The organism is Streptomyces thermovulgaris, assembly GCF_002155915.1.
Lineage (GTDB): Bacteria > Actinomycetota > Actinomycetes > Streptomycetales > Streptomycetaceae > Streptomyces > Streptomyces thermovulgaris.
The window spans coordinates 1-8,997 of the sequence record NZ_MUME01000100.1 but is presented as its reverse complement, the minus strand read 5'-3'; the positions used below and the strand labels follow the sequence as shown (position 1 = coordinate 8,997).

Genomic DNA, 8,997 nt, shown 5'->3' with positions numbered 1-8,997 from the left:
GTGGGAGCAGGGGGCGTGGCGGGCGCGGCGGGTGTGCTCGGCGTGGCCGGCGCGGTGGGCACGGCGGGTACGGCCACGGCGGCCACCGGTACGAGGGCGGCCTGGGCCGCCACCGCCACCGAACACACCAGACGCGGCACTCTTCCTGACACGACATCACCTCCGGTGCGGGGCGGCGTTTCCGCTCCGCACGCCGAGGATTAGACGTATGAGACGTATGAACCGACTGTGTGCGCATCCCTTGCGCCGAACGGCGCACGGAGGTCACTCCTCGGTGTCACCCGGCTTGCGAGAGGCACCGGTGTCCGGTTTGGACCACGGCCACCTCGGCCGGCGGCCCGTCTCCCCCTCGGGGTCGAACTCGTACTTCCAGCCCCGGGGCAGCCCCAGCCTCCTGCTGTGCCCCCGCGGCACCCGCCGGTAGACGAGCACGGTCGGCGGCCCGCCCGCGGCGTCCGGGACCGGGATGCGGTACGTCTTCGGCGGGTTCCCGGTGATCCCCACCAGCACGGGCAGCACCCGACCGTCCATCGGTCCGCCCTCGAACGGAGTGTCCTCGCTCTTCACGGCACCAGTGTCAGCCATCCCCGAGGGCCCGCACACGCCGCACCAGCGCGGCGGTCTGGGCGTCCCGGGCGGCCGTCACCCCCATCACGGCCATGAACTGCTCGACCAGCCAGTCCCGCAGCTCCTCGGCGGGCGGCTGCCTGCCCTCGTCGAGCCAGATCAGGGAGGCGGCCTCCACCGCCGTGATCCACATCCGTACGGTCATGCGCAGCCGCGGGCCGGGGTCCGTGACCTGGAGATGGCCGAGGATGTGCTCGGCCGCGGATCTGCGCACCCCGTCCACGATGGCGGTCGTCCGGGAGGTCTCCACCACGCTGCCGCCCTGGAGCAGCGCGGTGAACCCGGTGCCGTGCTGGTCGACGAAGGCCAGATAGCGGTCCAGGACACGGGCGAGACGGGAGAGCGGCGGACCCTCGTGCGGCTCGTCGAAGCAGCGCTGCAGCTCCTCGGCGGCGGAGCGCAGGGCGGCCTCGTACAGCTGCTGCTTGCCGCCGGGGAAGTACCGGTACACCAGGGGCCGCGACACCCCGGCCGCCTCCGCCACGTCGTCCAGCGAGACCTCCTCGGGCACCCGCTGTGCGAAGAGGGACAGCGCCGCGTCGAGCAGCTGCGCGCGCCGCTCCTCGACACTGAGCCTTCGGTAGGCGGGAGTGGACGGGGCAGGGCTCATGCTGTGCAGCGTAGCCGTGCCGTCGCCCGAACGGCCTTTCGGCGTCCCCCGCGCCGACCGGGGAAGGCCCTGCTCGTCCGGCGCCGGGAGGGACGGAAACGGCCCGCGGCCCGCCTACGCCAGCAGCCCCGACGACTTCCACAGCCGGCGGCCGACGCCCCGCAGGACCCCGATGTCGTCCAGGAAGTCCGTCAGCCGCTTCGCCCCCGTCTGCATGATCTCCCGCCGATGCGCGCTCGCCTTCACCTGGGCCATCGCCTCCCGCTTGTCCAGGCCCACGTTCGTGTAGACCTCGGGGTTGACGAAGGCGACGGAGAACACCCGGGCGAACTCGCCCGAGGTGATCCGGGTGAACTCCCGCGACCACCTCGGCGCGGTCACCATCTGCCGCCGCAGCTCCTCACGGGCGTACCGCACATGCCGCGCCTCCTCCACGACGTGGATCCGCGTCACGCCCCGGATCAGCGGCTGCACCCGCTCGTCCGGGAACGTCAGCCGCTGCATCCAGTCCAGGACCTCCTCGCCGAGCAGGGTCGCCGTGAAGGACCCGGGGGTCGTGGAGATGGTCTTGAACAGCCGGCCGAGGGCGTGGTGCACCCGGCTCACCGGGTACCAGGGCGTGCCGCTGCGCGTGATCACCCGGGCGAACATCTTCGAGTGCCGGCACTCGTCCTCGATCTCGGTCAGCGCATAGCGCACATGCGCGCTGGTCGCCGCCTTGTCGTAGATGTGCCGCACGAGCAGCTGCATGAGGATGATCTCGAACCAGATGCCGAGCGAGGCCAGCGCCGCCGCCTCGTGCCGGGACAGCAGGATCCGCTGCTCCTCGCTCATCCGCTTCCACAGCGGTGTGTCGTACAGCGACACCAGCTCCGGCGGCCAGAACCACTTGCCCTCCTCGAAGGGCGCGTCCCAGTCCAGCTCCTTGTCCGGGTCGAAGGAGTGCTTGGCGGAAGAGTCGAGCAGCCGCTCGGCCACCTGCTCCCGGTCCTTGAGCAGCCCGAGCGCGTCGCGCACACCGGCGAGCGCGTCGGCTTCCGTCACGGTCGTCATGGCTGTACCCACCTCGTCGTACGGGATGTGGCCGGATCGGGCCCCGTCCTTATAAGACTGCTTGTCAGCAAGCTCGTCAATCCCCCGCGGACGACTTGTTGACTCGGTGTCTACGTGTGAACCTGCGAAGTATGCCGACCCATGACCTGTACGCCCGGAATCCGGGGGACTCGCACTGGCAGATTCCCGCGAGCGGCGCGGCCCGCTTCAGCTGGGAGTACGACGACGGCCGCGAACGTCTCCTCGCCCTGTACCAGAAGGGCAAGGACAAGCAGTGGGACGGGCAGAAGCGGATCGACTGGGACCTGGAGGTGGACCCCTACGACCCGCTCGGCACCCCCGAGGAGGCGATGACCCTGTACGGCACGCCGTACTGGGCGAAGATGACCGACCGGGACAAGGGCGAGCTGCGCCGGCACTTCGCGTCCTGGCAGTTCAGCCAGTTCCTGCACGGCGAGCAGGGCGCGATGATCTGCGCCGCGCGGATCGTGGAGTCCGTTCCCGACCTGGACGCCAAGTTCTACTCGGCGACCCAGACCATGGACGAGGCCCGGCACGCCGAGATCTACGGCCGCTTCCTGCACGAGAAGATCGGGATGGTCTACCCGATCAACGACAACCTCCGTTCCCTCCTCGACGACACCCTGCGCGACAGCCGCTGGGACATGCCGTACCTGGGCATGCAGGTCCTGATCGAGGGCCTGGCCCTGGCCGCCTTCGGCATGATCCGCGACACCACGAGCAAGCCCCTGCCCCGGCAGATCCTCGCCTACGTCATGCAGGACGAGGCCCGCCACGTGGCCTTCGGCCGCATGGCCCTGCGCGACTACTACAAACAGCTCACCGACGCCGAACTGCGCGAACGCGAGGAGTTCGTCATCGAGGGCTGCTACCTGATGCGCGACCGCCTGCGCGGCACCGAGGTCCTCGAGAACTTCGGCATCCCGAAGGCGGAGGCCGAGGAACTGAGCGAGCGCTCCGAGTTCCTGCACCTCTTCCGCCGGCTGCTCTTCAGCCGCATCGTCCCCTGCGTCAAGGACATCGGCCTGTGGGGCAAGCGCCTCCAGCAGGCCTACGTCGACATGGGCGTCCTCGAACTGGGCGACTCCGACCTGGACCAGCTGATGGCCCAGGACGAGGAGATCGCGGAGAAACTGGACGCGGAACGCTTCGCCGCGGAGGAGCGGGAGCGGGTGGCGGAGGTGGAGGAGACGATCGAACAGGGACGACGCCTCGACGGCTGACCACCCGATCGGGGGAGGAGCCAGCAGATGCGTCTCGGTAGGCTGGGCGCACCAGCAGACTCCGTCGCATGGGAGCAAACATGAGCGCCGCGCGCGACTACGGGCTGGACGAGGACTACGAGTGGCCCCGTCCGCCGGAGGGCGGCTGGACGGCGGACGACCTGGACCGGCTCCCGAACCTGCCTCCGCACACGGAGCTGATCGACGGGAGCCTCGTCTTCGTGAGTCCGCAGACGAATTTCCACTCGCGCGCCGTCCGCCTGCTGGACAACGCTCTGCTGGATCAAGTGCCGGACGAGCTGGACGTCATTCGAGAAATGACCATCAAGCTCGACAAACGCAATCGGCCGGAGCCCGATGTCCTGGTGTTCCGCGCGGATGCCGACACCGGCCCGAAGCAGACCTGGTACCGGCCGGAGGACGTCGTCATCGCCGTCGAGGTCGTCTCCGAGGATTCGGAGGTGCGGGACCGAGAGGTGAAGCCATGGAAGTACGCGCAGGCGGGCATCCCCCACTACTGGCGCGTCGAGGAAAACCAGGGCCTTCCCGTGGTCTACGTCTATGAACTCGATCCCGCCACCCGGGCCTACGGCCTGACCGGAATCTTTCACGACAAGCTGGAACTGGCCGTTCCGTTCCCCGTCGAGATCGACCTCACAGCCATCGACCGTCGTCGCTAGACCGAACAGCCCAGCCCTTCCGGTACCTCGCCGAGCACCGGTTCCGAGGCTCCCGGCGGGAACGACGTCCGGAGGGTGAAGGCGTACGGGGTCGGGCCGTTGGTCCGCAGATGGAGCAGGCGGGCCTCCGCCTCCGCCACCGTCGGGCGGTGTCCCGCCGGCACCCACCACAGCGCCGTCACCGCCTCGTCCAGACGCTCGAACCACTCCCGCCGCCGGGCCAGCATCTCCCGGTGCCGCCCCTGGTACATGAACGCCTTCAGGGCGTCGATGTCCCGCCACACCGTCAGGTTGACGATCAGCCACCTGTCCCCGAAGAAGGGGATGTTCGTCGCGTTGCCGGATGCGTCCTGCAGGCGCCAGACGAAGCCGTCGGCGGCCTCCGCGTCGGCGTTCACCGGGTCGAGCGCGTCGACGAAGTCCTTTAACCGGGGCGAGTCCAGAGGGGCTTTGAGGCGGGCGATGTTGACCTGGGCGAGTCCGTACGTGGTGTCAGACGTCATGCACGCACGGTAGAGCGAGCCCGGGCAGCCGGTCACCCCCGTCTCACCCCGTGGCCGGCGAGTGCAGCACCGCCTCCATCACCGCCCGGGCGATCGGCGCCGCCGTACCGCCCCCGCTGATGTCGCCGCGCCGCGCCGACGAATCCTTCACCACCACGGCGACCGCGACCCCCGGCTCCAGGTCGCCGTGCTTCTGGGCCCAGGAGATGCACCAGGCGTACGGCGTGCCGGAGTTGCCCGGGCCGTGCTGGGCGGTGCCGGTCTTGGCGCCCACCGTGACCCCGGGGATCGCCGCGTTCCGGCCGGTGCCGTCGGTGACCACACCGGCCATCAGCTCCCGCAGCCGTGCCGCGGTCGCCGGGCGCATCACCTGCCGCACCGGCCGGGAGCCGGCCGCGGACACCGTGCCGCCGCTGCGGCGTGTCGTCCGCTCTACGAGATACGGCGTCCGCACCTGTCCGCCGGCGGCGACCGCCGCCGCCACCATCGCCATCTGCAACGGGGTGGCCCGCGTGTTGTACTGCCCGATCGACGACAGGGCCAGCTGCGCCTGGTCCACCTGGGTGTCGAAGGTGCTCGGCGACACCCAGAAGGGAATCCTCAGCCCCTCGTCGTTGAAGCCGAATCCCTCCGCCGTGGCCCGCATGCCCTCCACGCCCACGTCCACCGCCAGCTTCGCGAACACCGTGTTGCACGACCACTGGAAGGCATGCCGCAGGGACGCGTTCTCGCAGCCGTCGGCCTCATTGGCCAGCTGTGTGGTCGTGCCCGGCAGCCGGTACGGATCCGGCGAGTCCGTCCGCGCGTCCAGGTCCTTCACCACCCCCGCGTCCAGCGCCGCCGCCGCGGTGACCACCTTGAACGTCGACCCCGGCGGATACGTCTGCCGCACCGCCCGGTTCAGCATCGGCTGCTTCGGGTCCTGGTTCAGCCGCTTCCACGCCGCCACCGTCTCCGGCCCGTTCCCCGACAGCTCCGAGGGGTCGTACGACGGAGTGGACACCAGCGCCAGGATCCGCCCCGTCGCCGGCTCGATCGCCGCGACCGCCCCCGTGCGCGGACCCAGCCCGTCGAAGGCGGCTCGCTGTGCGGCCGGGTCGAGCGTGGTCACCACATTGCCGCCCGGAGGGCGCGTCCGGGTGAGGTCCTGCCACAGCGGGAACACCGACAGCATCGGATCGGTCCCCGACAGCACGCCGTCCTCGGTGTGCTCCAGGAACGTCGTCCCGTACAGCTGCGAGGCGAACCCGGTGACCGGCGCGTACAGCGGCCCGTCCGTGTACGTCCGCTCGTAGCGCAGCTGCTCCCCGGTGTCCAGGGAGCCGGTCACCGGCCGCCCGCCGACCAGGATCTCGCCGCGCGGCTGCTGGTAACGGGCGATGACGGAGCGCCGGTTGGCCGGATTCGTGCTGTACGACGGCCCCTGCACCACCTGCAGCCACGCCGTGTGCACCAGGAGCGTCACCAGCAGCAGGACGCAGAAGACGGCGGCATGCCGGATGTGCCGGGTCAACGGACGCCCTCCTGCACGCTCATGGGGCCACCCTCCCGTCGTACTGGCGGCGCGCCACATGACTCACCCGGATCAGCAGCGCCACGATCGTCCAGTTGGTGACGACCGACGAGCCGCCCTGCGCCAGGAACGGCATCGCCAGGCCGGTCAGCGGAATCAGCCCGGTCACCCCGCCCGCGATCACGAACACCTGGAGCGCCACCAGCGAGGCCAGCCCGATCGCGAGCAGCCGGCCGAAGGGGTCGCGCAGGGCGAGCCCCGCCCGGTAGCCGCGCTCCACGAGCAGCGCGTACAGCAGGAAGACGGCGGACAGCCCGGCCAGCCCCAGCTCCTCCCCGGCGGTGGCCAGGATGAAGTCGGACTTGACGGCGAAGCCGACGAGGACCGAGTGGCCGAGACCCAGCCCGGTGCCGGTCATCCCGCCCGCCGCGAACGAGAACAGCGACTGGGCCACCTGCCCCGGCCCCTGGCCGGCCTCGATGGACGCGAACGGATGCAGCCACTCCCCGATCCGGTTGTGCACATGCGGCTCCAGCCGGCCGACCGTGACCGCCCCGGCCGCGGCGAGCAGCAGCCCGACCGCGATCCAGCCGGTGCGCCCGGTGGCGACGTACAGCAGGATGACGAACAGCCCGAAGAACAGCAGGGAGGTGCCCAGGTCCCGCTCCAGGACCAGCACCCCGACGCTCAGCAGCCAGATCGCCACCACCGGCCCGAGCACCCGGCCGGTGGGCAGCTGCAGCCGCCACACCTGCCGTCCCGCGTAGGCCAGCGCACTGCGGTTGGCGGCCAGATACGCGGCGAAGAACACCGCCAGCAGCACCTTCGCGAACTCGCCCGGCTGGATGGACAGCCCTCCGAACCGGATCCAGATGCGGGCGCCGTTGACGGCGGGGAAGCAGATGGGCAGCGTGAGCAGCGCGAGCGCGACGACCACGCAGACGTAGGCGTAGCGCTGGAGCCACCGGTGGTCGCGCAGCACGAGCACCACCAGGATGAACAGCGCCACGCCCAGCGTGGACCACACCAGCTGGGCGGGCGCGGCCTCGTCGCCCGGGGTCTCCAGGTCCAGCCGGTAGATCAGCACCAGACCCAGCCCGTTGAGCAGCACCCCGATGGGCAGCAGCAGCGGGTCGGCGTACGGCGCCCGCAGACGCACCGCGATGTGCGCGAGCAGCGCGAGCACCCCGAGTCCGGCGCCGTACCCGACGGCCCCGGGCGGGACGGTGCCGGACCGGGCCAGACCGACGGCGCAGTAGCCGTACACCGGCAGCAGGACGGCGGGCACGACGAGGGCGAGTTCGACACCGCGGCGCCGGGGCAGGCGGACGGCGGGCAGAGGCGGGTCCGCCACTGCCGCGATGGTTCCGACCTTGGTCATGTCCGGAACCTATACAAAAGACAGGTTCGTCCCTCTGAGCGTCGACACCAGCGTGGCGCGGGGGAGTGTCAGCACCAGCGGGGCGCGGGCCCGATGTTCTCGATGAACCGCGCCGGGGCCCACGCCCAGGCCCGGTCCGCGAGCAGGTACCACACCCGTCCGCCGTACAGGTCCCAGCCCGGTGTCCTGCAGAAGATCCAGACGATCTCGCCGGGCCGTGCGACCCGCAGCACCCGGCTGTCCCAGTCCGGCCGGCTGCGCAGGGCGACCCCGCCGCGGGCCACGACGACACCCCGGGTGAAGCGGGAGAGCCGGTCGCCGTGCACACCGGCGGGCTGTGCGGCCGTCCGGTGCACACCGGCGCCCGGGCCGGCGCCGGAGCCGCCCGGGGTCCCGCCGCGGCCGTCGCCGGCGGCGGCGGGCGCGACGGCGGCCGTGGTGAGCAGGGCGCCGACGGCGGCCGTCAGGGCCAGCCGGGTGAGAGGGGAGCGCGGGGACGACATGGAGACACCTCCACCTGAGGCGGCGAAGCCCTCGGAAAACGGACGGATTTGACTAATCGCCACATTAGGAGCGGTCGGCGTCGCGCGCTCGTCGCAGTGCGCCATCGGGGCCGCCGCCGTCTGAGGGGGTGTCATCCGAGGGCGGACGCCGGCCGGCTCCCGCGCCGGCCGCCCCGCCGGAGCCGGCGGCGCGGGGCAGGCGCACCCCGGCGAAACGACTGCCCGGCGGCGCGGACCGCCCGGACCGCCCGGACCGCCCGGGCTACTCGGCCAGCTCCTCCAGCAGCCGCACCGTCGGCAGCCCCACCCGCAGATAGTCGACGAACAGCTCGTTGTGCAGTGCCCAGGAGGAACGGCGGGCCCGGATCAGCCGGATCGCCTCGTCGGCGGAGTACCCCTGGTGGATCAGGGCGTGCGCGACGACCAGCCCCGAACGGTTGTACCCGGAGTAACAGCGCACCAGCACACGGCGCCCCTGCTCCAGTGCGTCGCAGACCGCCCGGGCCAGCCGCATCACACCCGCGAGCTGGGTCGCGTCCAGCGGTCCGTCGGGGATCGGCCACACATGGTGCTCGACACCGGGGTCGGGGCCGTGCCCCGGAAGCCTGAGCAGGGTCTGCACAAGATCGAACTCGTTCCGTACGACGGCGAGCTCCAGGTTTCCGGAGCGCCCCCGGAACGCGTGTCCGCCCATCCACAGGCCGGGCACGATCTCGCTCCACGGGCTGTTCGGAGCCGGTACGTCGGGCTGCTGTCCGCGGGTCCGCAACGCTGCCTCCCCCACTCCGCCTCCCACCGTTTCTCAACGGTAGCCGGGTTCTTGCCCCGGCAGCACCCCGCCTGTTCCCATGGTCAGTGGGGTGTTCCCATGGTCAGTGGGGTG

General features: G+C 71.3%; 10 protein-coding genes. 2 read left to right on the top strand and 8 right to left on the bottom strand.

Features of this window, described 5'->3' with window-relative positions:
• Positions 1 to 264: 264 nt before the first annotated feature.
• The 3 genes from CCN35_RS10740 to CCN35_RS10730 form a co-directional block, all read right to left on the bottom strand.
• Complete coding sequence (locus CCN35_RS10740) at positions 265 to 567, bottom strand: hypothetical protein (RefSeq protein ID WP_067391403.1); 303 nt, start codon at positions 565 to 567, stop codon at positions 265 to 267.
• Between the two features lie 10 nt (positions 568 to 577).
• A complete protein-coding gene (locus tag CCN35_RS10735; RefSeq protein ID WP_067391399.1) occupies positions 578 to 1,237 on the bottom strand; it encodes a TetR/AcrR family transcriptional regulator in 660 nt (219 codons plus the stop codon).
• Positions 1,238 to 1,351: 114 nt separating this feature from the next.
• Entirely contained in the window at positions 1,352 to 2,290 is a 939-nt protein-coding gene (locus CCN35_RS10730; RefSeq protein WP_067391396.1) for an AurF N-oxygenase family protein, read from the bottom strand.
• A gap of 131 nt (positions 2,291 to 2,421) precedes the next feature.
• On the opposite strand from CCN35_RS10730, the gene CCN35_RS10725 reads away from it, so the two are divergent.
• A complete protein-coding gene (locus CCN35_RS10725) occupies positions 2,422 to 3,534 on the top strand; it encodes a ferritin-like domain-containing protein (protein ID WP_067391393.1) in 1,113 nt (370 codons plus the stop codon).
• Positions 3,535 to 3,614: 80 nt separating this feature from the next.
• Entirely contained in the window at positions 3,615 to 4,214 is a 600-nt protein-coding gene (locus CCN35_RS10720; RefSeq protein WP_067391390.1) for a Uma2 family endonuclease, read from the top strand.
• Here the strand turns inward: CCN35_RS10720 and CCN35_RS10715 are convergent.
• The 5 genes from CCN35_RS10715 to CCN35_RS10695 form a co-directional block, all read right to left on the bottom strand.
• Positions 4,211 to 4,717, bottom strand: coding sequence for a DUF3291 domain-containing protein (locus CCN35_RS10715; protein WP_067391731.1), 507 nt, complete (start codon positions 4,715 to 4,717; stop codon positions 4,211 to 4,213). The genes CCN35_RS10720 and CCN35_RS10715 overlap by 4 nt on opposite strands.
• Positions 4,718 to 4,760: 43 nt before the next feature.
• Complete coding sequence (locus CCN35_RS10710) at positions 4,761 to 6,230, bottom strand: penicillin-binding transpeptidase domain-containing protein (RefSeq protein WP_067391387.1); 1,470 nt, start codon at positions 6,228 to 6,230, stop codon at positions 4,761 to 4,763.
• A 19-nt stretch (positions 6,231 to 6,249) separates the two neighbouring features.
• Complete coding sequence (locus CCN35_RS10705; RefSeq protein WP_086792408.1) at positions 6,250 to 7,611, bottom strand: FtsW/RodA/SpoVE family cell cycle protein; 1,362 nt, start codon at positions 7,609 to 7,611, stop codon at positions 6,250 to 6,252.
• A gap of 68 nt (positions 7,612 to 7,679) precedes the next feature.
• Positions 7,680 to 8,114 (bottom strand): SH3 domain-containing protein, encoded by a 435-nt coding sequence (locus CCN35_RS10700; protein ID WP_067391381.1) that lies wholly within the window; start codon positions 8,112 to 8,114, stop codon positions 7,680 to 7,682.
• A 262-nt stretch (positions 8,115 to 8,376) separates the two neighbouring features.
• The gene (locus tag CCN35_RS10695; protein WP_086792406.1) at positions 8,377 to 8,883 is read right to left on the bottom strand and encodes a protein-tyrosine phosphatase family protein; all 507 of its coding nucleotides are present in this window, start codon (positions 8,881 to 8,883) and stop codon (positions 8,377 to 8,379) included.
• Between the last annotated feature and the right edge of the window lie 114 nt (positions 8,884 to 8,997).

What these genes read in the sequence shown, in the direction of transcription:
- CCN35_RS10725 (WP_067391393.1), top strand. Translation starts at nt 2,422, where the DNA reads ATGCCGACCCATGACCTGTACGCCCGGAATCCGGGGGACTCGCACTGG.
- CCN35_RS10735 (WP_067391399.1), bottom strand. Translation starts at nt 1,237, where the DNA reads ATGAGCCCTGCCCCGTCCACTCCCGCCTACCGAAGGCTCAGTGTCGAG.
- CCN35_RS10715 (WP_067391731.1), bottom strand. Translation starts at nt 4,717, where the DNA reads ATGACGTCTGACACCACGTACGGACTCGCCCAGGTCAACATCGCCCGC.
- CCN35_RS10720 (WP_067391390.1), top strand. Translation starts at nt 3,615, where the DNA reads ATGAGCGCCGCGCGCGACTACGGGCTGGACGAGGACTACGAGTGGCCC.
- CCN35_RS10705 (WP_086792408.1), bottom strand. Translation starts at nt 7,611, where the DNA reads ATGACCAAGGTCGGAACCATCGCGGCAGTGGCGGACCCGCCTCTGCCC.
- CCN35_RS10700 (WP_067391381.1), bottom strand. Translation starts at nt 8,114, where the DNA reads ATGTCGTCCCCGCGCTCCCCTCTCACCCGGCTGGCCCTGACGGCCGCC.
- CCN35_RS10730 (WP_067391396.1), bottom strand. Translation starts at nt 2,290, where the DNA reads ATGACGACCGTGACGGAAGCCGACGCGCTCGCCGGTGTGCGCGACGCG.